Genomic DNA, 23,769 nt, shown 5'->3' with positions numbered 1-23,769 from the left:
GAGCAAGCATTATGAACAATCAATTGATTCAAAGTTCACCAGAAATTCTCTCTGGTACTCCCGTATTTTTCGGCACTCGTGTACCAATCAAAACCCTAATTGATTACCTAGAAGCAGGTGATTCTCTTAATGAATTTCTCGATGATTTTCCTACAGTTACTCACGAACAAGCAGTTGCTTTTCTCAATTTAGCCCTTACATCTTTACTACAAAATTATGAGAGTGCTGCTTGATGAATGTCTACCAAAAAAGTTACAACGAGAGTTAGTTGGTCATACTGTGATTACAGTACCACAACAAGGTTGGGCTGGTAAAAAGAATGGTGAATTACTTCAACTTGCAGAAAGCGAATTTGATGTTTTCCTCACCATCGATCGCAATTTAACAGCCCAACAAAACTTGAGTACCCGTAATATTGCGATCGTAGTAGTAGTAGCCTCAAGTAACAGAATAGAAGCCCTTAAACCACTAATACCGCAACTTCTAGTTATCTTGGAAACCATTCAATCTGGTCAAGTAATTTACGTTTGCTAACAACTTTGTCAAAAAGAAAAAAGAGCGACATTCCGATCGCTCTTTTCCCAAAAAATCATCAACAAAAACCGATTAATTAACCTTAGCTACAGCAGCTAACATCTCTTTTGCTTGGTGAACATTTTGGCGCACAGATTCCGCTGAAATATGCAAAGCGGAAAGTTCTGCTTCTGTGAGATTCAACTCCACAATACTTTCCACTCCCGCACATCCCAAACGGCTAGGAACGCCAACATAAATGTCATTTAAACCATATTCACCTTGCAGATAAGCGCAAGTGGGAACTACACGCGACTGGTTATACAAAATTGACTCTACCATCAAACAAGTGGCAGAAGCCGGAGCAAAATATGCACTTCCAGTTCGCATTAATTCCACAATTTCTGCGCCACCGTTGCGAGTTCTTTTAATTAACCGATCGATCGTTTCTGGCTCCATAATTTCGGTAATTGGCACGCCACTAACGGTAGAATAGCGAGGTAAAGGAACCATTAAATCCCCATGTCCTCCTAATACCGTTGTGGTAATATCAGTAATGGCAACTCCTAATTCCATTGCGATAAAAGATTGGAATCTGGCTGAATCTAAAACTCCTGCCATTCCCATAACTCTATTACTCGGAATTCCACTAGCTTGCCATGCCAAATAAGTCATCACATCTAGGGGATTGGTGACAATTATCAAAATGGCGTTGGGGGAATGTGCGATCGATCTTTGCACCGCCTCCACCACAATTTGAGCATTAGTTCGCATCAAATCATCGCGAGTCATCCCCGGCTTACGTGGAATTCCCGCAGTAATCACCATAACATCCGAATTAGCCGTATCTGCGTAATCATTCGTGCCAATGATTTGACAGTCGTGCTGTTCAATTCCCCTCGCTTGGGTTAAATCTAACGCAATACCTTGAGGCATCCCCGCCACTATATCGAGCAACACCACATCAGCCAAATTTTTCTCAGCAATGCGTTGCGCCAGAGTACTACCAACTTTACCCGCACCAATAATGGTGACACGAGTAGAAGCGCAAAGAGGCAGGGAGGAAGAAAATTTAATCATTTTGCAGATTCTAGCTGATCTAAACGCAGCCAGATATTAGGGGTGGGTACGTGCCCGAATTTAACTAGAGCATAATCACCCCGTAAATCTACAACTTCCCCTTTAGTGTTAAACATATAGTTGGGAAAGCGAGTATCACTAGCTTTCGCTTCTAGGCTATTCTCTAGTTTTTCTCGGACTGCGTGGACTAAATCACCTTTTTTGATTGCCATAATTTTGTTCTCATTGTCTCTGAATCTCTTATAAAGATAACGCCGAAAACCCCCTGTTTTAAAACTGAGGATCAATCAACTTTGACATTGAGGGCAAAAATGAGACGATCGTCCCGCTAATTTTATTCTTCCCAAAACAGTGCCACAAATTTTACATGGTTTACCATTTCGGTTATAAACCCAAGCTACCCCACCATAGTTTCCGTTGATCCCCTGAACGTTGAGGAAATTACTAAAAGTTGTTCCCCCAGCTTCGATACTCGTTTGTAAAACTTGAATTATCGCCTCGCGTAACCGGGAAATTTGCTCTTTACTTAAAGCGGTACACAAGGTAGTTGGGTTAATTTTACTGAGAAACAAAGCTTCATCAGCGTAAATGTTACCAATCCCAGCAATTAACTCTTGATCTAACAAAGCAGTTTTAATCGATCGCCGTCTATTCTTCAGCTTTTCTGCTAAATACTCTACAGTAAATTCTGGCTCAAAGGGATCGGGGCCAAGTTTTTTCACGCCGGAAATTATACTTTCTGGAGTTTCGTTGGCTGGTATCCACCACATTTTCCCGAAAGTTCGCTGATCTACAAAACGTAATTCTTGATTTTCGGCAAAAAAGAGTCTGACTCTAGTGTGTTTCTGCAAAGGTTCATCTTGCTGTAACCACAATAATTGTCCAGTCATTCGCAGATGAACACCTAACCAACCAAAACCGGGACTTAGTTCAGCTAATAAATATTTGCCTTTTCTGTGCCATTGAATTATTTTACTGCCTTTCAGTCCAGCTAAGAAATCATTAATTGAGGAGGGATGAGCGATCGTCCTCGCCAATAACACATCTCCCCCCTCGATTTGCTGATTTTGGGTCAACTGATTTAGACCCCTTTTTACTGTTTCAACTTCAGGCAGTTCAGGCACAATTTAACGTTTTTCCGTTCCTTGATTTCCACCGCCTTCTACCAAAGGATCGCCACTTCCTGATTCTTGTTCAGCAGTCCGCTTACCACTAGTAGGAGCAGTAACATTAGTCTTACGTTTTCCGGCTTCAACGGCAGTTGAGTAAGCCGCTGATTTCAGATCTTTTCTGGATTCCGTTTCTGAGGCTGGTACTTCCACCAATTCCTTTTCGGCAAAGTTGTTAGTGTTCACACCTGCATAGTTCATTTTTTCAAAGCGAACAATCACAGGATATTTTATCCCACTTTGATCCACAGTAGCAACCGTACCAACATCTTGGAACCAGTAAGATTCTTTTCTCATTACTCTTACTCTAGAGCCACGTTTAATAGCCATGAAACTTTTTCCTTTAACACAGTGTATACTCCAAACTTACTGGCTGAGTAATTCCTAACAATAGTACCTAAAGGTAGAGCTAACTTTCATACTGAAGATAGATCTTCTAATTAGAATTAAAACTTAGGATTAAGTTACTTTATAAGGCTGCTACAAATCTCCTCCTTTAGTCCTCGTTGCTAAATAGGAAGTGCTTTTGATTGCTTAATTAGGGCTAGTACAGAAAGAGGGTAAAACTGTATTAATTAGCAATACGTTTTACCCTCTTCTACCTAGTTCCTCCAGTCAATTGGGCAGACTGGATCAATTGATTTTTAGTCTAAACCAAGCTCACCGAGTTTGAATTACTTAGCAGCTGCTTTAGCTTTGGGCGCTGGTGATTCAACTTCCTCTAGTTCGCTGAGAGCAAAGTTATTGGTGTTAACGCCACTAGCGTTGCCGCTGTAGCCACTGTAGTTAACTCTTTCAAAGCGAACGATTACTGGAAATTTGATCCCACTTTGGTCAATGGAAGCAACAGTCCCAATGTCTTGATACCAGTAGGACTCTTTACGGAGAACTCGTACCTTAGATCCACGTTGAATCGCCATATTTGTGTTTTCCCTTTCGAGATAATGCAAATGATTGCCTAATTGCTTTTCAGAGTACTACTCCAGAGGTACTTCCCGTAAGCCACTTAACTTTAAGTTTTGTTAATTGTTTGTCCAGGGTAAGCGATCGAAATCAGCAGAATTTAGGCAATCTGAGCGATCGCAGCAAATCAGTCATTTAAAATACAAATGGAATAACCAGGGGAAGCTGGTGGGCATTGAGGGGAAGTCAAGGAAAAACCTGTAACTTCTCTCCCTTGCCCCCTGCTGCCTCAACTAACACTCAAATTTCTTCATCAGATGAGGGCAAAACGCAACAGTTGACTTCATCGATGCAAACCTTACCCCACTGTAAAGCCCAACGTACCAGTGCTACCCGGTTTTTAGTTTTGGTCTTTTCGAGTATGTTGCTAATGTGATTGTCCACGGTGCGTTTGCTGATTTGCAGCTTTTCGGCTATTTTGTCGTTAGTTAAGCCATCAGCGACTAATTCAATGATTTGCAATTCTCTATCGGAGAGAGAAGCATCAGTTCCAGATACTGGACTAGTCATAATCTATTCCTATACCCTGTAAATCTACCTATGACAATTTTAGAATACTCTACGTTTACCTTTTTTCGCTTTGATTATTGATCGTCAAAATTTAGGGAAAGTGGTGCTATGAGTGAAACTGAAGTTTTATGTATTGGTGAAGTGTTGTTTGATTGTTTGGCAGATGAACCGGGAAAATCTCTCTTCGAGGTAGAATCTTGGACTGCTTACCCTGGAGGTGCGCCCGCAAATGTGGCTTGTGCTTTAGTAAAATTGGGGACATCTGCGGGTTTTATTGGTGCTGTTGGTGAAGATGCACCTGGAGATGTTTTAGTTGAGTTGTTGCAAGAAAATGGTGTGGATGTAACAGGAATACAGCGACATCGCAAGGCACCAACGAGGCAAGTTTATGTGTTACGATCGCACTCTGGCGATCGCCAATTTGCAGGTTTCGGTGATTTAGATACGGGAGATTTCGCCGATACTAAGTTAAGAGTTTCTCAGTTACCGGAAAGTCTATTTCCCGGTGTAAGTTTTTTAGTTACAGGAACTTTGGAATTAGCTTATCCCCAAAGTCGGGAGGCGATCGAAAAAGCCGTTGAACTCGCCAAGCAAAATAATGTTAAAGTATTCGTAGATGTAAACTGGCGACCTGTTTTTTGGCCCAATCCAGATCTCGCCCCTGGAGTAATTTTAAAGTTTTTACAACAAGCTGACTTTCTCAAACTTTCCGACGAAGAAGCGGAATGGTTGTTTAATACTACTGATGCTAGTGCGATCGCCCAAAGACTACCACATTTACAAGGAGTTTTAATCACTGCTGGCGAAGCTGGTTGTAGTTATTATCTAGCCAAAAATTCCGGCAAATTCCCCGCTTTTTCCGTCAAAGTCGTCGATACAACAGGCGCAGGAGATAGCTTCGTTGCCGGATTTATTCATCAATTATGCCAACAAGGAATTGAAGCTTTAACTGATGCCGAAACCGCGAAAAATATGGTAATCTACGCTAGTGCAGTTGGAGCAATAACGACCATGAAAGCTGGTGCGATCGCGGCACAACCCACACCAAAAGAAGTAGAAGAATTTCTCCGTCTACATTAGTTTCTTCTCTTTCCTTCTTCTTTCCTTCGTGTCCTTCGTGTCTTACGTGCTACGCACACGCTACGCGAACGTGGTTCAAAAAAATCTTAAATCTTCAGGAGTGTTGTCAATGATTCCAGAAATTACCCAGAAACTATTAGCTGCCAAAAAAGCCAAAGGCATCAGTTTTGCTGATTTAGAAAAGATTTTAGGCAGAGATGAAGTTTGGATAGCTGCGGTAATTTACCGTCAAGCAAGTGCTTCGGAAGAAGAAGCAAAAAAACTAATTGAAGCTTTAGGACTTGGCGGTATTTATGTCCAAGAATTAACCGAACCTTCTGTTAAAGGTTTAGGCCCAGTAGTTCCCACCGATCCTTTAATATATCGGTTTTATGAAATAATGCAAGTTTATGGAATGCCAATTAAAGAAGTGATTCATGAGAAGTTTGGCGATGGAATTATGAGTGCGATCGACTTTACCTTAGATGTGGAAAAGGAAGAAGATCCAAAAGGCGATCGGGTAAAAGTTATTATGAATGGTAAGTTTTTACCTTATAAAAAGTGGTAGAAATAGATTTCTTGCAAAAGTCAGAATCTTGGATGTTTTAACCACAGATGTCCACAGATAAACACAGATGAACACAGATGGGATTTGGGAAACAAAACCAGCACTACATCTCCACGACTATAGCTCATCGTAACCTGCCATATCAGGTCGTTCCCAATCTTCTGCAAATGTCTGTAGTCTGGCGCGGAGGTCTGCTGCTTGTTGTTCGTCTATACCACGAGATTGTAAATCTATGGAATTATCCGTTAAAAAAGTCACTATTACTCGCGCTTCTTCTAAATTGCTAGGCGTTTCCAATAACTCAATTTTGCCGTTACGGTAAATTCCTTCTACTGATTGCAACATTGTTTTCTCGCTGATTATTTGTAGGGTAAGGTGGGCATTACCCACCCTACAATATTGATTATTAACTAACTCAAAAATTCACGAGGATCGGTAACATATCCTGTGAGGGCGGAAGCTGCTGCGGTGAAAGGAGAAGCTAAGTAAATTTGTGCTTCTTTATTACCCATTCTTCCGGGGAAGTTACGATTAGTTGTGGAAACGCAAATTTCCGGTTCATTTAACCGCCCAAAGGTGTCTTTTGGCCCACCTAAACAAGCAGCACAAGAAGGTGCAGCTGGTTCAATACAACCCGCTTCTAGGAAGATTTCCGAAAGTGTTTGTCCGTCATATTTTTGGCTGAACAAATCTTCGTAAACTTTCTGAGTTGCTGGTACTAAATAGGTGGGAACTTTGACTTTGTTACCTTTAATAATTTTGGCAGCATTGAGAAAATCAGAAGTTTTTCCACCTGTGCAAGAACCGATGTAAACTCGGTTAATCTTGACATCGCTGCATTCTCTTGCTAAGGCGCGGTTGTCGGGAGAGTGAGGTTTGGCGACGACGGGTTCTAATTTGCTGACATCATAGTGACGTTGGCTGTAGAATTTTGCGTCGGCATCGGTGTAAACTGCTTCAAAGGGTTTGTTGGTGCGATCGCGCAAATACGCAAAAGTAGTTTCATCTGCGGCAACTGTACCATTTTTTCCGCCAGCTTCGATCGCCATATTGCACATTGTCATTCTTTCTTCCATTGACATTGCGGCAATGGTACTGCCAGCAAATTCCATTGTGCGATAATTGGCACCAGCAACGGAAATATCACCAATAATTTGTAAAATTAGGTCTTTCGCCAATAAATAAGGTGGCAATTCTCCATCTAAAACAAATCTCATCGTCGCTGGCACTTTAATCAAAAGTTTACCAGTTCCCATAATGAAAGCCGCATCGGTGTTACCAATACCTGTGGCAAATTGACCAAAAGCGCCAGCGTTACAGGTGTGGGAGTCTGTTCCAAAGAGGACTTCGCCGGGACGGGTGTGCCCTTCTTGGGCGAGGGCGACGTGGCAAACTCCTTTATAATCGGGGTTAGCTTTGAAGTCAGAGCGATCGGTAATATCGTAAAAGTATTTAATTCCCTGTTCTTTGGCAAAGTCCCGCAAAATGTCCACGTTGCGGTTAGCGCGTTCATCAGCGGTAAAAATATAATGGTCGGGAATCAAAACAATTTTTTCTTTGTCCCAAACTTTAGCATCTGCACCAAATTCTCGGTGAAAAACGCCGATCGTTCCGGGCCCACAAACATCATGAGTCATCAATACATCTACGTCAACCCAGATGTTTTCTCCTGGTTCTACTAGCGATCGATGGGCGGCGCGTGCCAAAATTTTCTCAGTTAGGGTCATCCCCATAGTATGTTCTCCTGCAAATTGCTGCTACTTGCGCTTTTCTCTTATTAACTATGCTATCTACTGCTTCTGCTGTATTGGCTTTAATTTCAGGCAGATTTAGGATTTGACGCAATATGTCATGGTATCAGGGTGGGGCGATCGATCTCAATTAGCTGATTAACCTTGGGGTGCAAACTGATGCCAATGCCGAAAAAACCGAGAACTGAGTGCTTAAACTGTGGGAAGCAAACAAAAAGAGCAGTTGAAAAATATTGTAGTAACAAATGCCAACATGAATTCGAGTATAAGCTTTATATAGAATCCTGGCTTGCGGGACAACAAAGCGGCGTAAGCATCAAATACGGCAATATATCTAAACGAGTCAGACGGTTTTTAGTCGAAAAATACGGTGAAAAGTGTTCTTTGTGTGGTTGGTGTCAGGTGAATCTCCATACAGGTAAAATTCCCGTAGAAGTGGATCACATTGATGGAAATTGGCAGAATAACTCACCAGACAACCTCCGCCTTTTATGTCCCAATTGCCACTCTCTCACACCTACATACAAAGCACGCAATAAAGGTAAAGGTAGAGATTGGCGGCGTGAATCTTCTGCTATGTCGCCACTTCCGAGGGAAAATTCAATTTGATGCAAATTATCCTTGCTTCTATAGAGAAAATGTGTTAATATTACATATTGTGTGAATAATTGCTGGTGTAGCTCAGTGGTAGAGCAGCTGATTTGTAATCAGCCGGTCGCAGGTTCAAATCCCGTCACCAGCTTATTTTCTATTATTTTGAACATCAAGGCTGTTGTGACTTTACTTATAACTTTGCCTCAATTGCAAGCTTATAGTTCCAATGGAGAGCGGCAAATTTATGGGTAAATTTAAGCACAACCTCATTTTTTTGGTATGGTAAAACTTCACTTAAAGTATAGTCAAACATTATCACTAGTAGTCTTTTGTTGATAGAGAAAACAACTAAAAGAATTGCATTTGTTTGATTTATAATTAATCATATCAGCCTTAAAAGCCAAAGACGGTTAAACTTGCCGTGAAATTCGGGTCACACAAGCGTCCTTGCCTACCCGGTTATTAAAAGGAGAGCGCCTCTGTCTAGGACAAGTAGAAATGTTTAACAAGAGGTAATTAAAGAAAAGGCAAAAGAAAAGTAGTCCCAAACACTTAAGAGTAATGGGATAGAGGGCATTGTAGTTTGCCCAGTTAGGATCACTCCTACAAAATAAGACCTGAGATATTTGTCTATGGTTTTATGAACTATGCCGCCTCTAAAACAGCAACCTCTAAATAAAGTTCGCCAACAGCGAATCAAAATCGCAAAATTGTGTTAAACTGAATTCAGTCGGGTTAAAGGAGATGTTTGCCATTCACTGGATTGCTCTGATTGCAATCTGAGGAAGATATTTGGCTGTGAGTGACGTTATTTCGTGGTTTTAGCCACTGATTCGGTCACAACGAATCGCACCATCTTCTACCGTGTTTTACTGATTCATAATGAAACAGACTTCGTTAACTACTCAGTAGTAAGCACCGCAAGTGCAACGAATTTCAATGAGACAAGTAACGAAGGAAGGGACTGAAGAAGTAACGCACAAGCGCAGCCAAGGCAATCCGGCTGCGCCTGGTATAAGGAGGTTGAAAACTGCCGTTCTCTGGGTTTGTTTAAGGCAAAGCTCATTCGTTTTCAGTGAATGAGTGTAATCAAACCCATCGTTGAGGAGGTTCAGAATGAACAACCAAGTTCCCGATAAACGGCAGAAGCAGTCGAAAAAGCGTAAAAACAAGCGGTGGCTGAAATGGCTCCGTAAACCTGAAACGCTTCGTCTGTTATTTCAAATCGGTCCAGTCATTTTCAAACTACTGAAGTGGCTAATCGATTGGTGGCAGGACTAGACTGCTAACTCTTCTATACTACTTTTGAGTAAACCCTCTAACTAAGGAAGACTGATTATGTTGAATGAAGCTTTGAGGTTGATGAGGGTATTCCATGACTTATCGCAAAAGGAGCTAGCGGAGAAACTAGGAATATCCAAATCATATATTTCAGAAATTGAATCAGGGAAAAAAACTCCAACCCTTGATTTACTCAATCGTTATTCAGAGTTTTTTGATATACCTGTTTCATCCATTATGTTCTTTTCCGAAAGCTTAAACAAAGATGTGAAAACAGAAAAGTTGAGGACGTTTGTATCTTCTAAGATTATTGCAATCCTCAATTTTATTGCTGAAAGGTCTGGTCATGCTTACGCCGAAGAGTAGAAAAATGGGGTACAAATTAGATCAATCCCCTTTCTATTGTTTGCAATCCAAGACAAAGCTTGCAAGGCTCCTGCGCTCAAGTCCCACCAAGCTCAAGGAACTTACTGTATCTAAGGATCTATATACAGAAGAAGAAATTTTTGATCCAAAGAGAAATAAATCTCGTCTTGTGGAAAAACCAAAACCTGAACTAAAACGGATTCAGAAACGCATTGAAGAGCTTTTGAAGCGAATTGAACTCCCGAACTACATTCATGGGCCAGCGAAGGGACGTTCTTATGTTAGTAATGCAAAGACTCACATAAACTGTTTTGTAGTAAGAAGTCTTGATATAGAAAAGTATTTTCCATCTACCAGGTCAAAAGACATCTATTGGTTTTTTTACAACCACATGAAATGTTCTCCAGATGTTGCTGGAATTCTAACAAAGCTTTCAACTTACAAAGAGCATTTGCCAACCGGAAGTCCAGTAAGCCCTATATTATCTTACTTTGCCCATTTGAATATGTGGAAAGAACCAGATTAATGAGATTGTTGACTTAGCAGGTTGTACTCTTACTGTTTATGTAGATGATGTCACAATTTCTGGAAGTCATGTTACAGGTGAATTAATTTGGCAAATCAAAAATAAGTTTCATTCTTATGGATTGCGTAGTAACAAGAAAAAAGAGAAGTACTACATAGGTAAAAAATCATGTGAAGTAACTGGAGTCATTATTGAAAAAAGCACTTTAAAGCTTCCCAATCGACAACATAAGAAAATGTATGAAACTCATCAAAAAATTTGTGCCGAGACTGATCCTAATAAGCGCAAAAAACTGATGATCCAGTTGCAGGGATTGAGATCACAGGCACAGCAAATCAAGAACGCTAATGATGTTCAGATAGATAAAACTTGAATAAATATTAAGTCCAACTCAGTATCCGAAAAAGCAATGACAATAGAAGCAGCACTATATCACCGCCATTTTGATGGAACACTTCATCCCTTAAGTTCTAGCGAGGAAATTTTACCAGTTCTTTCCAGAGCAACACTTGATGGCGAATCTTTTTACATACCCGAAGGTATAGAATTAAGCAAGCAAAATGCTTTCCGCAGTGTCAGCAATATTCTCAGATTGACGCAAGAGGATAGCTCTAAAGAAGCTCTTCGTAGATGGGAAGCTAGAATTGGCTATCGTGAAGCCAAACGCATTAGAGATGAAGCGATCAGTGCAGGAAATGCTATTCACGCATATCTTCATTCGTACTTAACTGGAGGAAAAACCAAATTTGTTGGTAAATCCTATAAACCTTACCTGCAAGCTCTTAATACATTATTGCCAAACTTCGGAGACACTCTTCTGTCAGAGCAATTTGTTGTGAGCTTTAAGTATCAGTACTTTGGCAAAATTGATCAATTTGGTTTCTATCGGGAACGCTTAACTCTTAGTGACCTGAAAACATCTTTGAAGCCTAAGCTTTCTATAAATTGGGTTCAGGATAAAATGATTCAATTGGCAGCTTATTATATTCCAATTGAAACTCTATATCCTGTTGAACAAGCAGCATTAATTTATTTAATTAGTGATGGTTCTTGTAATGAATTCCTTTTCACTCCACAACAGATGGAATTTTATAAGGAGCTTTGGCTTGAGCGATTGTCTTATGTTGATGAGATAAGTAGGTCGGCTGCTTAGTAATTTAGTATGACTTTGCAGTAGCTTGAGTAATTGTTGGGTTAGCCTGCCACTGCAAAAAAATACCCGCCCAGTTGCAGAGCGGGAAGCGGAGGAACGATTGCATGACCTTATTACCTTTATATATGTCTGAGTCATAGTCACTTATGCAGTATTAAATCAAAAACTAGCGAAATGCGTTGGCGTAGCCTGCCGTAGGCATATCGCCCTGAGTTGTATTACCCAATTCAGGGCAATTCAATTTTGTATTTTTTGTAGTACGACAATCTTCTTTAGCTTAAAACCCCTGTTGCTACTGCTCTTCAGCCCTCAACCAAAAAAAAGAAAAAAATTTTTCCCAAAACCCTTGACACTCTTGTAGTATATTTTGTAGTATATAAATGTAGCGCGAAAGGGAAAGCGACAAAAGCCAAACCCCAAGCGCGATCGAACCTTGAAAACTAAATAAGAAAGCCCATTTTTTTGAGGCTGTAGCTCAGTTGGGAGAGCGTCGGTTTGTCAAACCGAAGGTCGCGGGATCGAGACCCGTCAGCCTCGCTCAAATAGTCCCGTAGGCGAATTGGTATAAGCCGTCACCCCCTCAAGGTGAAGATTGCGAGTTCAAACCTCGTCGGGACTACCAAATGACTGAGTACCCAAGCGGTCGAAGGGGGGAGTCTGCAAAACTCCTAAGCGTGAGTTCAAATCTCACCTCAGTCTTTGGACATCGCAGCGTAGCTTAACCAGCAAAGCCCCAAGCTCATAACTTGGTTGATACGGGTGCAAATCCCGTCGCTGTTACCAAAAGCAGGGATGGTGTAATTGGCAACATCACAGTCTCCAAAACTGTTGTTCTAGGTTCAAGTCCTAGTCTCTGCGTTCTACTGCGTGACCTGATTCGGGAAGCTTACAAACGGTTAATCGATCGCAAAATCGAAGTAGGTTCGACTCCTACAGCCTCCGCCAACTTGGAGGCTGTTAAAAAATAAAGCTTCTCAAACTTTTACGGAGTAGAAATTTCCCTAGTGCTGTACGCAAATGGCTGAAGCGGCTTGACTTTCAATCAGGTGATTTGCGGGTTCAAATCCCGTCAGCACTACCAAAAAACCTGGGTTGGCTCACCTATTGGCAGTAGGGTAGCGGTCTGTAAAATCGTGGCTTAAAGCTTTGCAAGTTCAATTCTTGCCCAGCCCATTGCGGGATAGAGTAGTGGTCACTCACGAGTCTCTTGACACTCTCACCGTTACATCCGTTAGGATTAACGGGAGATTCCTGATTCATCGAGTGATGCTTTCTAACACAAGTAGCTAGCGAGTCTTACTCTCTCTCCACAGGCTTAACGTTCCGTATGCCCTACGGTAGTTTATTCAATTTCTGTTTTCTCCCACCTGTGCCATAGCTTTGTTAGAGGGCAGTAAGGTATTTGGGGCAATCCTGGTCAAGGACTGGTGAACTTAGCATTTTTTATCAGCGAGTTCGCAGTTCACGGCTAATCTCGGATTCCTCGTTAATTATACTACTTTTGAAAAAGAGATCTGGAGAGTTTCAACCCCCGGTAGCTCAGTTGGTCAGAGCACTTGACTGAAAATCAAGGGGTCGTCAGTTCAATACTGACCTGGGGGATTCGTTGTCCTGTAGCTCAGAGGCAGAGCGATCGCCTGTTAAGCGAATGGTCGTAGGTTCAATCCCTACCAGGACAGCCATTTATTTATTGCCGGGTGGACGAAAGGCAAAGTCGCATCGCTCTGAACGATGAGATTGCAGGTTCGAGACCTGCTCCGGCATCCACTTATTGGGAAGTACGCAAACAGGTAAAGCGACTTGATTTTGGATCAAGTGTTTGAGGGTTCGATTCCTTCCTTCCCAGTTTTATGCTCCTGTAGCCCAACTCGGAAGAGGCAGCAAGCTTAAACCTTGCGCGTTGCTGGTTCAAATCCAGTCAGGAGTATTACGGGGTGTAGCGCAGCTTGGTAGCGCGTCTGCTTTGGGAGCAGAATGTCGTAGGTTCAAATCCTGCCACCCCGATATGCCCCTGTGACGTAATTGGAAACCGTCGCAAGCTCAAACCTTGCGTTTTGCTGGTTCGACTCCAGTCAGGGGTACTTGGCTAATAGCCAATTTATGCTCCCGTGACGGAATAGGGATACGTGCTGGTTCGAGAAGCCAGATTTTACAGGTTCAAGTCCTGTCGGGAGTACCAAATATGGGTGTTTGGCAGAACGGTTATGCACCTGACTTTTAATCAGGTTGACACAGGTTCAACTCCTGTAGCACCCATGAAATTTTGTCATAATTAAGAAGGAAAAAGCAAAGATGTCTGAAAATCGATATGCCTACGGCACGCTGGCGCGATCGCACTTCCCAATCCCACTAAAGGATGAATTTCAAAGTTTTGCCCAAAGAAACATTAACCTGTGAACTCTGCGAACGAGCGATGGATAAGTTAACCGTCCATCACTTAATTCCGCGACAAAGCACTAAACGCAAGAAGTTAGATCCCGGCCCAACAATTGATATTTGTTCGGCTTGTCATCGCCAGATTCATGTATTGTTTGATAACAAGTATTTGGCTCAAGAATTAAACAGCAAAGAAAAGCTGAAAAGCGATCCACAAATGCAGAAATTCCTGGCTTGGGTGCGGAAACAAGAACCTGGTAAACGGGTAAAGGTCGATCGCTAAACTTACAAAATATGGCAGGCAAGATGCCTGCCCCACAAGAGTTTTTTCATCAATTTATGCCCTTGTAGCCCAACCGGAAAGAGGCGCTTCGCTTAGAACGAAGAGGTTGCTGGTTCGACTCCAGTCAGGGGCATTTGGTGACATCGCAGGGATGGAGCAACGGCGGCTCATCAGGCTCATAACCTGAATATCAGATAGGTTCAATTCCTACCCCTGCCACCAAATTTGCAGGTGTGGTGTCAATGGCAACACAGCAGTCTTGTAAACTGCTTATGCGAGTTCAAATCTCGCCTCCTGCTTGTTAATAAAAAGGTCGATTTTTATATTTAAGGAGTAGAAAATTATGTTAATGATGACGGTTACGGATGCTTTGGCAGAGTTAACTTTGTTGGAAAAACGCATTGATTCTGTAACAATGGATTTAGATAATAATTCTTTGATTACAGTTGTGGAAGTTGGCAAAGTGCCAACAGGTTTTCGCTCCAGAGATGAGTATCAAGTAAAAGCTAGAGCAGGTTTACAAAGAGTTGACGATCTGATTTCTCGACGACGTACTATTAAAAGAGCGATCGTACTTTCTAATGCGGCGACAACCGTCACCATTGCTGGTCAAGAAATGACTGTTGCAGAGGCGATCGAAATGAAAAGTTTCATCGCTTACTACGAGTCAGTTATGAGTGTAATGCAAGCGGCTTTCATTCGTGCTCGCAAAGATTACGATCAAGCACAAGCTAAAGTTAAAGAACGTCTTGATAAACTAGCAATGGAAGTTTTGGGTAAGAATGCTGCTTCTGAGAAGTATCAATCTTTGGCTGATAGCTTCCTAGCAAGAGAAGGCGTTGAACTGTTAGATCCGACAAATTTAGCCGCAGAAATTGAGAGACGACAATCGTTTATTGAGGACTTTAAATCAACTTGCGATCGTGTACTTTCAATTAGCAACGCTCGGACAACGATCGAAATTCCAGATTAATAGCAATTCGATCCCCCCTAACCCCCCTTAATAAGGGGGGAACCGGATTTAAACTTGTCCTTCTTATTAGGGGGAAACCGGATTTAAAGTCCCCCTTGTTAAGGGGGATTTAGGGGGATCAAAAACTAGTAACTTAAGTTAATATAATTGCTGGTTACTTGAAAATCTCTAAATTTATGGTTTTGAGATGGATCTACATTGGCAGGTAGAAAACCATCTCCTACTTTAGTCAAAGCTTAAAGTTTAAAGCTTAAAGATTAAAGTTTAAACCTTAAATCTTAGTCAATCAAAACTCAAACCCTAAAGGTTAAAGTTCGATAAAATCCAGGGTTTTGGTTGTAGGTTCCATAAAACCTTGAGGTTTCCACCTGGCTGAGTGGTCAGCATTCTCACTTCTTTTTTAAAAGTTAGGAAGAAGCAAAAATTATGGATCGAAAAGCGATCGCGCAAAACACTCTCGAAATCCTAGACTCCGGTTATTACCAATCTCCTGATGGCAAACGGGTAGATATTGGGCGAGAATTAGCATCATGTATTGCTCAAACAAAATGCTATAATCCAGAGCAACTTGAGCAAATCCAAAAAGAAGTTCTCGCTAGTGATGCTCAATTTTCAAATACTGAATTTGCAGTTAGGAATGAGACAACATTGGTGGGTGCAGAATTCATGGCGCAAACCCAACAATTTGAAAGGATTGGTGTTTTGAATTTTGCTTCGGCTAGAAACCCTGGTGGTGGATTTCTCAGAGGTGCTCAAGCGCAAGAAGAGAGTTTAGCTCGGAGTTCTGGACTTTACAAAAGTCTGTTAAAATGTTCTGAGTATTATGATTATCATCGGGGTAATCGATCGCTTTTGTATTCCGATCGGATGATTTATTCCCCAGGTTGTCCAGTCTGCAAAAAAGATGATGGAACCTTACTATCAACATCATACATAGTAGATTTCATTACTAGCCCTGCTCCCAACGCTGGCGAAATTGAAAAACAACAACCCGAAGACAAAGACAAAATTACTGAAGTTCTTTATGTTCGCGGTGCAAAGTTATTAAGTTTAGCAGCTTACCATGAATGTGATGCTTTAGTTTTAGGTGCTTGGGGTTGTGGAGTATTCCGAAACGATCCGGCAATAGTCGCCCAAATGTTTGCCGATTTATTATTAGCAAACGGGCAATTTTCAGGAAGATTCAAAAGCGTACTTTTTTCAGTTCTGGACACTAGAGGAGAGAGAAAGATTTTTGCCCAATTCTCTCATCGTTTTAGGTCAAACAGATAAATCAAAGCTAACTATTTTGTGAAAAATGTTTGATTTATAAAAAATCCCAGTCCCTAATCCCTAGTCCCTAGTCCCCAGTCCCCAATCCCCAGTCCCCAGTCCCCAGTCCCCACTCGCGGGTGTGATGTAGCGGCTAGCATCTGAGTGCGCCACACTCAGCGCATGGGTTCGAGTCCCATCACTCGCTTGAGAACTCCTGAGAGTATAGCTCAATTGGACAGAGTTTCAGGTTTCGACCCTGACGGTTGTAGGTTCAAGTCCTACTACTCTCGCTGTTCTCAGTCCTGTAACTCAATGGCAGAGAACTTGTCTTACAAACAAGTGGTCGTAGGTTCGATTCCTACCAGGACTACCAAATTTATCAAGGGAATGTCGCCTAATGGATTGGGCATCGATCCTCTAAATCGATTTGTGTAGGTTCGAGTCCTACCATTCCCGCTGAATTTTTTGATAACTTAAAGGAGGCGTGTTAAATTCACTGGCTGATGTTTTTTGATATTTTTGTGTGCGAATTTCGCATCGCATCCAACCGCGTGCCCTAACATCCAAGAGCCTACATACTTTAGTACGAGAGGAAAAGTACTGCTGGCAAAAACAGCAGGCGCGTGGGAACGGGGAGTGCAAAGAACCTGGGAGGTTGGCTTAAAGGTAGCCATCCTTTAAAGAATGTGTAACAACTCACCAGCGGAGTCCCCCTAGTATCTGAGAAAGCGCAAAATGCTCTGGTAACTTGCACGTTTTTTATCTGATGCGATTTGCACATTCCAAAATGGGTCTGTAGTTCCAATGGGAGAACGCTTCTCTTGCACAGAAGAGGTTGTGGGTTCGACCCCCACCAGATCCACTGTGTCTGAAGCCAAAGTGGTCGCGGCGCTGATTTGTGGCATCAGTAATAGGGGATTCGAGTTCCCCCAGACACCCCAAATTATGGAAGATGCCGCTGAATGGACGGCAACTGCTCTTGAAAAGCAGGGCAGGGTAACACCTGGGGGTTCGAGTCCTCCATCTTCCTTTACCCACCGGAGGCGGAAATAGTGACGCGCACAGCCGATAACTGTGTCTTAGAAGGGGCAGTACCTTCCCGGTGGATTGATTTACTGCATACAATTCTGCGTCAAAATAGTGGTATTGAGTCGAATTTTGAACTATGCCCACTCAACGTCAACGAGTTACTGTCTGGGATTTGGTAGTTTATGACCGTGAAGGTCAACTTATACTTATAGTTGAATTCAAGAGTAAGCTTCATACTTCGCCAGAGTGGGCAGCAAAATTTCGGCGAAATATTCTTGCTCATGGCGATTTTCCAAAAGTACCTTATTTCCTGATGGTGTTTCCCGATAAGTTTTATTTGTGGACTGATAAAGAAGCAAGACTTGATGAAAGTGAACCAACTTATGTTATTGATGCAAGTCCTATTTTTCAGCCTTATTTTGAAAAAGCTGGTATCAAAAATGAGCAACAAATAAGCGATGAAAGTCTTGAAATAATTTTCTCATCTTGGTTAACAAGTATTATTTATTCACCAGAAGTACCAAATCCGGTAAATGAATTTCAGCGATGGCTAATTGATTCTGGTCTTTATCCTGCTATTGCTGGAGGTAGTTTACAATTTGAGGCTGGAGAGTGAATATTTACGTTGAAACTAATTCTGTCTTGGAGTTAGTTTTTCAGCAAGAGCAATGGCAAAGCTGCGAACAGATTTTGCAACTTTGTGAAGCTGGAAGTGCAAAACTAGTCATACCAGCATATAGTTTGGCTGAACCTCACGAAAAATTAAGCCGTCAAGCAAAGAATCGTAGAGAGCTTCAGCAATTACTTAATACAGAACTCAGTCAATTAGTACGCACGGCATCTTATACGGCTCGGATTCGTAGTATCCAAGATATCGCAAGTTTGCTAGTTCAAAGTAATAATGAGGAACGCCAACGTTTCGTGCAATATCGCGATCGCCTACTCCATAATGCAGAAGTAATTGCCCTTACTGTTGATATCCTTACTGAAGCAGCAACGTATGAAAATCCTTACAATTTGAAGTCACAGGATGCTATTGTATATGCGTCAGTTATTACTCATCTTCGTCAATATCATCCCTCAGTAGCTTGTTTCCTTAATCGGAATTCCAGAGATTTTGATAATCCTAATATTGTTGACGAATTAAATAGTTACAATTGTCGGATGATACCGAGATTTGATGATGGTTATGGTTTTATTAGCTCATTAGCTCAATCATGAGGTGTGTTAATGCAATATCCAGATCCGAAAGTTTTACATCCAATGTCGGGGTTTACCCAAATTTGTTTTATTAAAAATGTAGTTTCAAATCCTAATATTATCATTGGCGACTATACTTATTACGACGATCCAGAAGACTCGGAAAACTTCGATCGCAATGTCCTCTATCACTACCCCTTTATCGGTGACAAGTTAATCATCGGCAAATTCTGCGCGATCGCCAGAAATGTCAAATTCATCATGAATGGTGCAAATCATGAAATGTGCGGCTTTTCTACCTATCCATTTTATATTTTTGGTAATGGTTGGGAACGAGTTACACCTGAGTCGAATGAATCAACTTTTAAAGGTGATACGGTAATTGGCAACGATGTCTGGATTGGATATGAAGCAGTGATTATGCCAGGAGTAAAAATTGGCGATGGTGCAATTATTGCTGCTAAATCTGTAGTTACTAAAGATGTGAAACCTTACACCATTGTCGGCGGAAATCCAGCGCAGATAATTCGCCAACGTTTTTCTGATGAAATAATCAATGTTTTGTTGGAAATTGCCTGGTGGGATTGGGATATTGAAAAGATTACGAGGAATTTGGAAAAAATTGTTGGTGCTGATATTGAAGCATTAAAAAATTGTGTGTAATTTCTCAAAAGTTATACCATTTCTCTGTAACAATGCGCTTAATACTTCTTGCACGACTTACTATGTCTATCAAGGATTTCAGGAAAAATAATTACGAAATATTAAGCGCATCTTTATGGAGAATTGGTATTAGATACAGTATTGTATATTCTTACTCGAATATTTTATTGCTAAAAACATTAGCTATGGGAATTGTTACTTATGAAAGAAGTTCGACTTACAGATCTTGATGAACTTGCTCTCACAGTAAGAGATAGAACAGCACGATCTTACATTTTAGAAGCAATAGATGCCTACCGAGGTGGTGCATATCGTTCTTCTATCATATCAACTTGGATTGCAGTTAATTTTGACATTATTTCCAAAATACGCGAGTTAAGCAATCAAGGCGATCAAATGGCACAAGCAATGATCGATAAATTAGACCAAGCTATAGCAGATAAAAAAATCGGGCCACTCCAGGATATTGAGGAGAAGCTATTAGAGAAAGCATCAACCGATTTTGAGTTTCTGACATACCAAGAACATCTTGATCTTGAGCGGCTAAAGTATGACAGAAATCTTTGTGCTCATCCTGCTTATGTCACCGAAGAGGTACTTTTTGAACCAGAACCTGAGCGAGTGCGAATGCACATAGTTCATGCTGTGAAACATCTTTTACAACATCAGCCTGTACAAGGGAAAAGTGCGCTTAAAAGGATTGTAAGAGATATAAAAAGTTCTTCTTTCCCTCTGACTTTAGATACAGCCTGTCTATTTCTAAATGCTAGGTATCTCGATCGCCAAAAACCCAGCAAAGTTCCCAAAAAACACTAACAATCTTTTTCGGTTTTTCAATCGAGTTAATCAACTTTTCGTTAAACATTGAACATCACCCGATCGGGTGAGTTAATATCATACTACTCTATACTACACTCGGTATTACGTTGAATGACAAGCCAATATGTTAACGCTGACAAAGCGCCCCTACGGGGGTGAAACAGACTTAGAAGCGATCGCAAATCTCCTAGAAGCTTGCGAAGCAGTAGATCGACTCGAACAATGGACAACAGTTGCAGAACTAGAACAGGATTTTAATGCACCATCTTTCGACAAACAACGGGATTTACAACTTTGGGAAGATGACACAGGCGAATTAATTGGTTTTGCTACCTTGTGGCATTCGCCAGGTGGAGAATTAACCGATGGTTATCTTGGATTTCGCGTTCATCCTGATGCGCGTGGGGGAACTTTGGAACGGGAAATTATCAATTGGGGGGAAGAACGTCTCCGAGAACTTGCAAAAGAACAGGGTGTTAATTCTGTTAAGTTGCGTTGTAACAGTCGGGACAATCAAATCGATCGCATCGCCATACTACAACAAAATGGTTTCACAGCCGATCGCTACTTTCTCACAATGCAACGCAGTCTTGAAGAACCACTTGCAGAACCGCAATTTCCCCCAGGTTTTACAGTTCGATCGGTAATAGCTGAACAAGACGCGGAAGCTTGGGTAGAAATGCACAACCAATCCTTTATCGATCACTGGAATCATCACGATTTAACAGTAGAAGAATTCAAACATCATTGCAGCGATCCCGATTATAAACCGGAGTTCGATTTAATTGCGATCGCTCCCGATGGCACCTTCGCTTCCTACTGTTACTGTCCCATTTTTCCCGAAGATAACAAACGCAGCGGTCGTCAAGAAGGTTGGGTAGGTATTCTCGGAACTAGGCGCGGTTTTCGTCGTTTAGGACTTGGGAAAGCAATGTTACTTAGCGGAATGCAAAAATTACTTGCAGCCGGAATGAAAATCGCCAAAATCGGCGTAGATTACGACAATCCCAACGGCGCAAGACAACTTTATGAATCAGTTGGTTTCCGTAAACTCCATACCTGGGTGTGGTACAGCAAAGACGTTTAGACTTCTTTTTCCACTCCACCAAAAAAAGTTTCTCTTACCCCTTGACACCTTTTGTAGTATTTGTGTAGTATATAAATGTGGTGAGTTGAGGAAAGATTTTTCTGTCTCTTACTTACGAAATCAGCACCTTGAAAACTGAATAGTTAATTAGGTAATAATTCTCAGACGAAATTGAGAATCTTCTATTTAGGGATGGTCTATCATGGTGATACTTTATACCAAATTATTTGGAAAGCCATCTACCAAATCTGACTCAAAAATTGAGCAGAAAAATTTGACTTCCAACGCTTCTGAGACAGAATTAAATTGTCAACATTCTGAATATCTCAGACAAACTCAAATCAACGAGGAAACCCGGCGAATTCAGCAAGATTATCATTTAGAACGGCGAAATTTTTGGTAAAACCACTAATTTTCACCAGCCTTAATTTAGCAACATTCAAACAAATTAATAAAGGAGGTGCCCAGATGGTACATATTCGCTTTGAAGGACGCTCCTACGACTTAACAGAGAGCCAACTGGGTATTACCACAAACATGAATGAATCTGCGATTAAAGAGCGTTTAGCACAGCATTTTGATGTGGGGCGCGATCGCTTACAATACTACGTAATTGACAAACGACCAAGCGGCGATCTAATTATTCGTCCAGAAGCCGTTTACGGTTAACAAAATCGCAAATCCAAAGTCAATTGTTCCGCACCCTAACCCAAAAAGCTTACACACAAATCGCCTGATAAGCGGCAAGTTATAGGTGCAAATCCTATCGGCTCCACTTTCGGAAGTGAAAAGGAGAAAGACAAAGACAAAAGGCAGAAAAATCCTTTCTTTTGTCTGTTTCTTGGAGCCGTAGTTCAATTAGTAGAACTGCTAGTGACTAGCTTTTTTAACTTGTGCGGAACCATCCTATTTCTTACTAGTTGGAGGACAAACACTTCGCGCCCTAATCTAGAAAGCTTACATACTAGCTCATTGGTAGAGCACTCGGCGTTTAACCGATTGGTAGTAGGTTCAAATCCTACGTATAAACAAACAGCTTTCTTGACTTGCGCGAAGTGATTTAACTCAACATTAAATTAAGCTTGTATGACTAAACAAAATTAGCACTTCGCACCATAACCGAAAAAGCTTACATACTAGCCAAATGGAAAAGGCGCTTGACTCCAAATTCAAGATATACAGGTTCAAATCCTGTGTGTGAACAAACGGCTTTTTCAACTTGTGCGAAGTGTTAATTTACCACATTTACTTATTGTTTAAAGGAGGTAAGTATGTCTACCAAAACCGGAGAAATTCTAGAACAATTAAAATCTTTAAGTTTGTTGGAAACTGCGGAATTAGTTAAGCAGATCGAGGTAACTTTTGATGTTGATGCTTCAGTTAAGAAAATTATCCCGATTACTCCAATTATCGATGATTCCATCAACCAAGAGCCACCTGAATTCAAAACCTTTGATGTGGTTTTGGAAGAAGTACCAGCCAATAAAAAGATTGCCATTCTTAAAGTTGTGCGAGAATTGACTGGTGTGGGTTTGAAGGAAGCGAAAGATTTGGTTGAGTCAGTACCGCAAGTGCTGAAAAGTGCGATCGATCTCGACATTGCTGAAGACATCAAACATCAGTTAGAAGCAGTTGGTGCAAAAGTTTCCCTCAAATAACACTAAATATGATTGCTGAAAATGCAACATACCAAACTCTCAGTGAGATAGAAAATCTAATCCGCACCTTCGAGGACTGTACATTACCCAGAAGTGAGTGGACACATCCAGCACATTTAACTGTTGCACTATGGTATCTCACTCGTTATTCGGAAACAGAAGCAACAAATTGCATCCGTAACCATATCCAACGATACAACTCAGCAAAGGGAATTAAAACCACCAAAGATAGCGGCTATCACGAAACTATAACTTTATTTTGGATTCGGATAATCAGCCAATATCTAACAACTAAACCTAACGGACAACTTTTAGATTTAGCCAATGTAATCATCGAAAATTATGCAAACAAAACCCTACCATTTGAATATTATAGCCATGATTTACTCATGTCTTGGTCAGCCCGAACAAATTGGGTAGAACCAGACTTAAAACCATTTTGTTATTAGTCATTGGTTATTAGTAAAAATAACAAATAACAAATAACAAAAATAGCAGTTATCGCCGCGCCCGAACAGAGAGAGCTTACACACAGCTACTTTATAAGTAGCTCTATCCTACCAAGATAGATAGGTTCCTACATGGATAGTAGGATGCAAGCCTGAGCCTTTAATAGCAGGTAAATTTAGCTTTCTTGACTTGCGCGGCTTATTATTAAAATTATGCCGTGCGTGCGATATCTGCTCCTGAAAATTTGGGATTTTAGATGAGAAAAATTTGTTGCAAAAATGAATCAGATCCCCCCTAACCCCCCTTAATAAGGGGGGAACCAGAGAAGGAATTAAATTAATTCAAAGTCCCCCTTATTAAGGGGGGAACCAGAGAAGGAATTAAATTAATTCAAAGTCCCCCTTATTAAGGGGGGAACCAGAGAAGGAATTAATTTAATTCAAA

General features: G+C 41.2%; 29 protein-coding genes and 29 tRNA genes. 50 read left to right on the top strand and 8 right to left on the bottom strand.

The genetic code is table 11. The features are described 5' to 3' along the window. Positions 1–11 precede the first annotated feature (11 nt). A complete protein-coding gene (locus tag ACE1B6_RS10465; RefSeq protein ID WP_413257167.1) occupies positions 12–233 on the top strand; it encodes a DUF433 domain-containing protein in 222 nt (73 codons plus the stop codon). Beyond that, positions 217–534: a DUF5615 family PIN-like protein gene (locus tag ACE1B6_RS10460; protein WP_413257166.1), complete on the top strand. Its 318-nt coding sequence runs from the start codon at positions 217–219 to the stop codon at positions 532–534. The genes ACE1B6_RS10465 and ACE1B6_RS10460 overlap by 17 nt, the downstream gene beginning before the upstream one ends. A gap of 72 nt (positions 535–606) precedes the next feature. Here ACE1B6_RS10460 and mdh read toward each other — a convergent pair whose 3' ends face one another. The 6 genes from mdh to pedR form a co-directional block, all read right to left on the bottom strand. Further along, a complete protein-coding gene (gene mdh, locus ACE1B6_RS10455) occupies positions 607–1,593 on the bottom strand; it encodes a malate dehydrogenase (protein ID WP_413257165.1) in 987 nt (328 codons plus the stop codon). Beyond that, the gene (ndhO, locus tag ACE1B6_RS10450) at positions 1,590–1,805 is read right to left on the bottom strand and encodes an NAD(P)H-quinone oxidoreductase subunit O (protein WP_413257164.1); all 216 of its coding nucleotides are present in this window, start codon (positions 1,803–1,805) and stop codon (positions 1,590–1,592) included. Before ndhO ends, mdh begins: the two co-directional genes overlap by 4 nt. A gap of 75 nt (positions 1,806–1,880) precedes the next feature. Further along, the gene (locus ACE1B6_RS10445; RefSeq protein WP_413257163.1) at positions 1,881–2,717 is read right to left on the bottom strand and encodes a DNA-formamidopyrimidine glycosylase; all 837 of its coding nucleotides are present in this window, start codon (positions 2,715–2,717) and stop codon (positions 1,881–1,883) included. 3 nt (positions 2,718–2,720) lie between these two features. Beyond that, complete coding sequence (locus ACE1B6_RS10440; protein WP_413257162.1) at positions 2,721–3,092, bottom strand: photosystem I reaction center subunit IV; 372 nt, start codon at positions 3,090–3,092, stop codon at positions 2,721–2,723. 344 nt (positions 3,093–3,436) lie between these two features. Continuing rightward, entirely contained in the window at positions 3,437–3,682 is a 246-nt protein-coding gene (locus ACE1B6_RS10435) for a photosystem I reaction center subunit IV (RefSeq protein WP_413257161.1), read from the bottom strand. Positions 3,683–3,965: 283 nt separating this feature from the next. Next, positions 3,966–4,235, bottom strand: a complete 270-nt coding sequence (gene pedR, locus ACE1B6_RS10430; RefSeq protein WP_413257160.1) for a photosynthetic electron transport-dependent transcriptional regulator PedR — start codon at positions 4,233–4,235, stop codon at positions 3,966–3,968. Positions 4,236–4,343: 108 nt separating this feature from the next. On the opposite strand from pedR, the gene ACE1B6_RS10425 reads away from it, so the two are divergent. Both ACE1B6_RS10425 and cynS read left to right on the top strand, forming a co-directional pair. Next, the gene (locus tag ACE1B6_RS10425) at positions 4,344–5,315 is read left to right on the top strand and encodes a carbohydrate kinase family protein (RefSeq protein WP_413257159.1); all 972 of its coding nucleotides are present in this window, start codon (positions 4,344–4,346) and stop codon (positions 5,313–5,315) included. 109 nt (positions 5,316–5,424) lie between these two features. After that, on the top strand, positions 5,425–5,862 hold the full coding sequence (gene cynS, locus ACE1B6_RS10420) for a cyanase (protein WP_413257158.1): 438 nt from the start codon (positions 5,425–5,427) through the stop codon (positions 5,860–5,862). 117 nt (positions 5,863–5,979) lie between these two features. On the opposite strand, the gene ACE1B6_RS10415 is transcribed toward cynS, so the two are convergent. Together ACE1B6_RS10415 and ACE1B6_RS10410 are read right to left on the bottom strand one after the other, a co-directional pair. Beyond that, complete coding sequence (locus ACE1B6_RS10415; RefSeq protein WP_413257157.1) at positions 5,980–6,207, bottom strand: hypothetical protein; 228 nt, start codon at positions 6,205–6,207, stop codon at positions 5,980–5,982. A 65-nt stretch (positions 6,208–6,272) separates the two neighbouring features. Continuing rightward, on the bottom strand, positions 6,273–7,595 hold the full coding sequence (locus ACE1B6_RS10410) for a 3-isopropylmalate dehydratase large subunit (protein ID WP_413257156.1): 1,323 nt from the start codon (positions 7,593–7,595) through the stop codon (positions 6,273–6,275). Positions 7,596–7,772: 177 nt separating this feature from the next. On the opposite strand from ACE1B6_RS10410, the gene ACE1B6_RS10405 reads away from it, so the two are divergent. From ACE1B6_RS10405 to ACE1B6_RS10180, 46 genes are all read left to right on the top strand, one after another. Then, positions 7,773–8,222 (top strand): HNH endonuclease, encoded by a 450-nt coding sequence (locus ACE1B6_RS10405; RefSeq protein WP_413257155.1) that lies wholly within the window; start codon positions 7,773–7,775, stop codon positions 8,220–8,222. 61 nt (positions 8,223–8,283) lie between these two features. Beyond that, positions 8,284–8,355 (top strand) — tRNA-Thr (locus ACE1B6_RS10400). A 968-nt stretch (positions 8,356–9,323) separates the two neighbouring features. Beyond that, the gene (locus ACE1B6_RS10395; RefSeq protein WP_413257154.1) at positions 9,324–9,488 is read left to right on the top strand and encodes a hypothetical protein; all 165 of its coding nucleotides are present in this window, start codon (positions 9,324–9,326) and stop codon (positions 9,486–9,488) included. Positions 9,489–9,545: 57 nt separating this feature from the next. Next, positions 9,546–9,854, top strand: a complete 309-nt coding sequence (locus tag ACE1B6_RS10390) for a helix-turn-helix transcriptional regulator (RefSeq protein WP_413257153.1) — start codon at positions 9,546–9,548, stop codon at positions 9,852–9,854. Continuing rightward, positions 9,835–10,380 carry a reverse transcriptase family protein gene (locus ACE1B6_RS10385; protein WP_413257152.1) on the top strand — a complete coding sequence of 182 codons (546 nt, stop codon included), beginning with the start codon at positions 9,835–9,837 and terminating at the stop codon, positions 10,378–10,380. The genes ACE1B6_RS10390 and ACE1B6_RS10385 overlap by 20 nt, the downstream gene beginning before the upstream one ends. A 409-nt stretch (positions 10,381–10,789) precedes the next feature. Beyond that, positions 10,790–11,533 (top strand): hypothetical protein, encoded by a 744-nt coding sequence (locus ACE1B6_RS10380; RefSeq protein WP_413257151.1) that lies wholly within the window; start codon positions 10,790–10,792, stop codon positions 11,531–11,533. Positions 11,534–11,997: 464 nt separating this feature from the next. Next, a tRNA-Asp gene (locus tag ACE1B6_RS10375) sits at positions 11,998–12,070 on the top strand. Between the two features lie 7 nt (positions 12,071–12,077). Continuing rightward, positions 12,078–12,155: transfer RNA gene (locus ACE1B6_RS10370), tRNA-Glu, on the top strand. Between the two features lie 3 nt (positions 12,156–12,158). Continuing rightward, positions 12,159–12,232 (top strand) — tRNA-Cys (locus ACE1B6_RS10365). 8 nt (positions 12,233–12,240) lie between these two features. Then, positions 12,241–12,316 (top strand) — tRNA-Met (locus tag ACE1B6_RS10360). A 3-nt stretch (positions 12,317–12,319) separates the two neighbouring features. After that, positions 12,320–12,391, top strand: a tRNA-Trp gene (locus tag ACE1B6_RS10355). A gap of 22 nt (positions 12,392–12,413) precedes the next feature. Continuing rightward, positions 12,414–12,478, top strand: a tRNA-Ser gene (locus ACE1B6_RS10350). A 58-nt stretch (positions 12,479–12,536) separates the two neighbouring features. Next, a tRNA-Glu gene (locus ACE1B6_RS10345) sits at positions 12,537–12,614 on the top strand. Between the two features lie 8 nt (positions 12,615–12,622). Then, a tRNA-Tyr gene (locus tag ACE1B6_RS10340) sits at positions 12,623–12,706 on the top strand. A 355-nt stretch (positions 12,707–13,061) separates the two neighbouring features. Further along, positions 13,062–13,135, top strand: a tRNA-Phe gene (locus ACE1B6_RS10335). Between the two features lie 5 nt (positions 13,136–13,140). Continuing rightward, positions 13,141–13,215, top strand: a tRNA-Asn gene (locus ACE1B6_RS10330). Positions 13,216–13,224: 9 nt separating this feature from the next. Further along, positions 13,225–13,300, top strand: a tRNA-Gln gene (locus ACE1B6_RS10325). 5 nt (positions 13,301–13,305) lie between these two features. After that, positions 13,306–13,379 (top strand) — tRNA-Gln (locus tag ACE1B6_RS10320). A 6-nt stretch (positions 13,380–13,385) separates the two neighbouring features. Continuing rightward, positions 13,386–13,460: transfer RNA gene (locus ACE1B6_RS10315), tRNA-Leu, on the top strand. A gap of 3 nt (positions 13,461–13,463) precedes the next feature. Further along, a tRNA-Pro gene (locus ACE1B6_RS10310) sits at positions 13,464–13,537 on the top strand. A 3-nt stretch (positions 13,538–13,540) separates the two neighbouring features. After that, positions 13,541–13,614: transfer RNA gene (locus tag ACE1B6_RS10305), tRNA-Leu, on the top strand. 21 nt (positions 13,615–13,635) lie between these two features. Further along, positions 13,636–13,712: transfer RNA gene (locus ACE1B6_RS10300), tRNA-Leu, on the top strand. 5 nt (positions 13,713–13,717) lie between these two features. Beyond that, positions 13,718–13,789: transfer RNA gene (locus ACE1B6_RS10295), tRNA-Lys, on the top strand. Positions 13,790–13,889: 100 nt separating this feature from the next. After that, positions 13,890–14,192, top strand: a complete 303-nt coding sequence (locus tag ACE1B6_RS10290; RefSeq protein WP_459563001.1) for an HNH endonuclease — start codon at positions 13,890–13,892, stop codon at positions 14,190–14,192. Between the two features lie 58 nt (positions 14,193–14,250). Further along, a tRNA-Leu gene (locus tag ACE1B6_RS10285) sits at positions 14,251–14,325 on the top strand. An 11-nt stretch (positions 14,326–14,336) separates the two neighbouring features. After that, a tRNA-Met gene (locus ACE1B6_RS10280) sits at positions 14,337–14,414 on the top strand. Positions 14,415–14,419: 5 nt separating this feature from the next. Further along, positions 14,420–14,491, top strand: a tRNA-Thr gene (locus ACE1B6_RS10275). A 44-nt stretch (positions 14,492–14,535) separates the two neighbouring features. Further along, the gene (locus ACE1B6_RS10270) at positions 14,536–15,165 is read left to right on the top strand and encodes a hypothetical protein (protein WP_413257149.1); all 630 of its coding nucleotides are present in this window, start codon (positions 14,536–14,538) and stop codon (positions 15,163–15,165) included. A gap of 426 nt (positions 15,166–15,591) precedes the next feature. Then, positions 15,592–16,437, top strand: coding sequence for a TIGR02452 family protein (locus ACE1B6_RS10265; protein WP_413257148.1), 846 nt, complete (start codon positions 15,592–15,594; stop codon positions 16,435–16,437). A 115-nt stretch (positions 16,438–16,552) separates the two neighbouring features. Beyond that, positions 16,553–16,624: transfer RNA gene (locus ACE1B6_RS10260), tRNA-Gly, on the top strand. A gap of 11 nt (positions 16,625–16,635) precedes the next feature. Further along, positions 16,636–16,709, top strand: a tRNA-Arg gene (locus ACE1B6_RS10255). An 8-nt stretch (positions 16,710–16,717) separates the two neighbouring features. Beyond that, positions 16,718–16,792 (top strand) — tRNA-Val (locus ACE1B6_RS10250). A gap of 10 nt (positions 16,793–16,802) precedes the next feature. Further along, positions 16,803–16,875 (top strand) — tRNA-Arg (locus ACE1B6_RS10245). Positions 16,876–17,208: 333 nt separating this feature from the next. Further along, positions 17,209–17,281 (top strand) — tRNA-Ala (locus ACE1B6_RS10240). Between the two features lie 85 nt (positions 17,282–17,366). Then, positions 17,367–17,449 (top strand) — tRNA-OTHER (locus tag ACE1B6_RS10235). A 135-nt stretch (positions 17,450–17,584) separates the two neighbouring features. Beyond that, positions 17,585–18,064: a hypothetical protein gene (locus tag ACE1B6_RS10230; protein ID WP_413257147.1), complete on the top strand. Its 480-nt coding sequence runs from the start codon at positions 17,585–17,587 to the stop codon at positions 18,062–18,064. Continuing rightward, positions 18,061–18,669, top strand: coding sequence for a PIN domain-containing protein (locus ACE1B6_RS10225; RefSeq protein ID WP_413257146.1), 609 nt, complete (start codon positions 18,061–18,063; stop codon positions 18,667–18,669). The genes ACE1B6_RS10230 and ACE1B6_RS10225 overlap by 4 nt, the downstream gene beginning before the upstream one ends. A 9-nt stretch (positions 18,670–18,678) precedes the next feature. Continuing rightward, complete coding sequence (locus ACE1B6_RS10220) at positions 18,679–19,311, top strand: Vat family streptogramin A O-acetyltransferase (RefSeq protein WP_413257145.1); 633 nt, start codon at positions 18,679–18,681, stop codon at positions 19,309–19,311. A gap of 201 nt (positions 19,312–19,512) precedes the next feature. Further along, positions 19,513–20,127 carry a hypothetical protein gene (locus tag ACE1B6_RS10215; protein ID WP_413257144.1) on the top strand — a complete coding sequence of 205 codons (615 nt, stop codon included), beginning with the start codon at positions 19,513–19,515 and terminating at the stop codon, positions 20,125–20,127. A 127-nt stretch (positions 20,128–20,254) separates the two neighbouring features. After that, positions 20,255–21,217, top strand: a complete 963-nt coding sequence (locus ACE1B6_RS10210) for a GNAT family N-acetyltransferase (RefSeq protein WP_413257143.1) — start codon at positions 20,255–20,257, stop codon at positions 21,215–21,217. A gap of 202 nt (positions 21,218–21,419) precedes the next feature. Further along, positions 21,420–21,620, top strand: a complete 201-nt coding sequence (locus ACE1B6_RS10205) for a hypothetical protein (RefSeq protein WP_413257142.1) — start codon at positions 21,420–21,422, stop codon at positions 21,618–21,620. Positions 21,621–21,685: 65 nt separating this feature from the next. Further along, positions 21,686–21,886, top strand: coding sequence for a hypothetical protein (locus ACE1B6_RS10200; RefSeq protein WP_413257141.1), 201 nt, complete (start codon positions 21,686–21,688; stop codon positions 21,884–21,886). Between the two features lie 294 nt (positions 21,887–22,180). Continuing rightward, positions 22,181–22,245: transfer RNA gene (locus ACE1B6_RS10195), tRNA-Lys, on the top strand. Between the two features lie 107 nt (positions 22,246–22,352). After that, positions 22,353–22,418 (top strand) — tRNA-Trp (locus ACE1B6_RS10190). A 70-nt stretch (positions 22,419–22,488) separates the two neighbouring features. Continuing rightward, positions 22,489–22,875 carry a 50S ribosomal protein L7/L12 gene (gene rplL, locus ACE1B6_RS10185; RefSeq protein ID WP_413257140.1) on the top strand — a complete coding sequence of 129 codons (387 nt, stop codon included), beginning with the start codon at positions 22,489–22,491 and terminating at the stop codon, positions 22,873–22,875. A gap of 8 nt (positions 22,876–22,883) precedes the next feature. Further along, positions 22,884–23,324, top strand: coding sequence for a hypothetical protein (locus ACE1B6_RS10180; protein ID WP_413257139.1), 441 nt, complete (start codon positions 22,884–22,886; stop codon positions 23,322–23,324). The last annotated feature ends 445 nt before the right edge of the window (positions 23,325–23,769 follow it).

Origin of the sequence: Floridaenema fluviatile BLCC-F154 (assembly GCF_041929135.1) — a bacterium.
Classification (GTDB): Bacteria; Cyanobacteriota; Cyanobacteriia; order Cyanobacteriales; family Aerosakkonemataceae; genus Floridanema; species Floridanema fluviatile.
The sequence above is the reverse complement of the archived record's forward strand: the minus strand, read 5'-3'. Positions and strand labels throughout refer to the sequence as shown.

Excerpts from the sequence above, each read along its gene's own strand:
- ACE1B6_RS10435 (WP_413257161.1), bottom strand. The coding sequence starts at position 3,682 with ATGGCGATTCAACGTGGATCTAAGGTACGAGTTCTCCGTAAAGAGTCC.
- mdh (WP_413257165.1), bottom strand. The coding sequence starts at position 1,593 with ATGATTAAATTTTCTTCCTCCCTGCCTCTTTGCGCTTCTACTCGTGTC.
- ACE1B6_RS10425 (WP_413257159.1), top strand. The coding sequence starts at position 4,344 with ATGAGTGAAACTGAAGTTTTATGTATTGGTGAAGTGTTGTTTGATTGT.
- ACE1B6_RS10395 (WP_413257154.1), top strand. The coding sequence starts at position 9,324 with ATGAACAACCAAGTTCCCGATAAACGGCAGAAGCAGTCGAAAAAGCGT.
- ACE1B6_RS10290 (WP_459563001.1), top strand. The coding sequence starts at position 13,890 with ATGAATTTCAAAGTTTTGCCCAAAGAAACATTAACCTGTGAACTCTGC.
- ACE1B6_RS10460 (WP_413257166.1), top strand. The coding sequence starts at position 217 with ATGAGAGTGCTGCTTGATGAATGTCTACCAAAAAAGTTACAACGAGAG.
- ACE1B6_RS10230 (WP_413257147.1), top strand. The coding sequence starts at position 17,585 with ATGCCCACTCAACGTCAACGAGTTACTGTCTGGGATTTGGTAGTTTAT.
- ACE1B6_RS10215 (WP_413257144.1), top strand. The coding sequence starts at position 19,513 with ATGAAAGAAGTTCGACTTACAGATCTTGATGAACTTGCTCTCACAGTA.
- ACE1B6_RS10390 (WP_413257153.1), top strand. The coding sequence starts at position 9,546 with ATGTTGAATGAAGCTTTGAGGTTGATGAGGGTATTCCATGACTTATCG.
- ACE1B6_RS10410 (WP_413257156.1), bottom strand. The coding sequence starts at position 7,595 with ATGGGGATGACCCTAACTGAGAAAATTTTGGCACGCGCCGCCCATCGA.
- pedR (WP_413257160.1), bottom strand. The coding sequence starts at position 4,235 with ATGACTAGTCCAGTATCTGGAACTGATGCTTCTCTCTCCGATAGAGAA.
- cynS (WP_413257158.1), top strand. The coding sequence starts at position 5,425 with ATGATTCCAGAAATTACCCAGAAACTATTAGCTGCCAAAAAAGCCAAA.
- ACE1B6_RS10220 (WP_413257145.1), top strand. The coding sequence starts at position 18,679 with ATGCAATATCCAGATCCGAAAGTTTTACATCCAATGTCGGGGTTTACC.
- ACE1B6_RS10415 (WP_413257157.1), bottom strand. The coding sequence starts at position 6,207 with ATGTTGCAATCAGTAGAAGGAATTTACCGTAACGGCAAAATTGAGTTA.
- ndhO (WP_413257164.1), bottom strand. The coding sequence starts at position 1,805 with ATGGCAATCAAAAAAGGTGATTTAGTCCACGCAGTCCGAGAAAAACTA.
- ACE1B6_RS10200 (WP_413257141.1), top strand. The coding sequence starts at position 21,686 with ATGGTACATATTCGCTTTGAAGGACGCTCCTACGACTTAACAGAGAGC.
- ACE1B6_RS10465 (WP_413257167.1), top strand. The coding sequence starts at position 12 with ATGAACAATCAATTGATTCAAAGTTCACCAGAAATTCTCTCTGGTACT.
- ACE1B6_RS10440 (WP_413257162.1), bottom strand. The coding sequence starts at position 3,092 with ATGGCTATTAAACGTGGCTCTAGAGTAAGAGTAATGAGAAAAGAATCT.
- ACE1B6_RS10270 (WP_413257149.1), top strand. The coding sequence starts at position 14,536 with ATGTTAATGATGACGGTTACGGATGCTTTGGCAGAGTTAACTTTGTTG.
- ACE1B6_RS10205 (WP_413257142.1), top strand. The coding sequence starts at position 21,420 with ATGGTGATACTTTATACCAAATTATTTGGAAAGCCATCTACCAAATCT.
- ACE1B6_RS10210 (WP_413257143.1), top strand. The coding sequence starts at position 20,255 with ATGTTAACGCTGACAAAGCGCCCCTACGGGGGTGAAACAGACTTAGAA.
- ACE1B6_RS10405 (WP_413257155.1), top strand. The coding sequence starts at position 7,773 with ATGCCAATGCCGAAAAAACCGAGAACTGAGTGCTTAAACTGTGGGAAG.
- ACE1B6_RS10265 (WP_413257148.1), top strand. The coding sequence starts at position 15,592 with ATGGATCGAAAAGCGATCGCGCAAAACACTCTCGAAATCCTAGACTCC.
- ACE1B6_RS10380 (WP_413257151.1), top strand. The coding sequence starts at position 10,790 with ATGACAATAGAAGCAGCACTATATCACCGCCATTTTGATGGAACACTT.
- ACE1B6_RS10385 (WP_413257152.1), top strand. The coding sequence starts at position 9,835 with ATGCTTACGCCGAAGAGTAGAAAAATGGGGTACAAATTAGATCAATCC.
- ACE1B6_RS10180 (WP_413257139.1), top strand. The coding sequence starts at position 22,884 with ATGATTGCTGAAAATGCAACATACCAAACTCTCAGTGAGATAGAAAAT.
- rplL (WP_413257140.1), top strand. The coding sequence starts at position 22,489 with ATGTCTACCAAAACCGGAGAAATTCTAGAACAATTAAAATCTTTAAGT.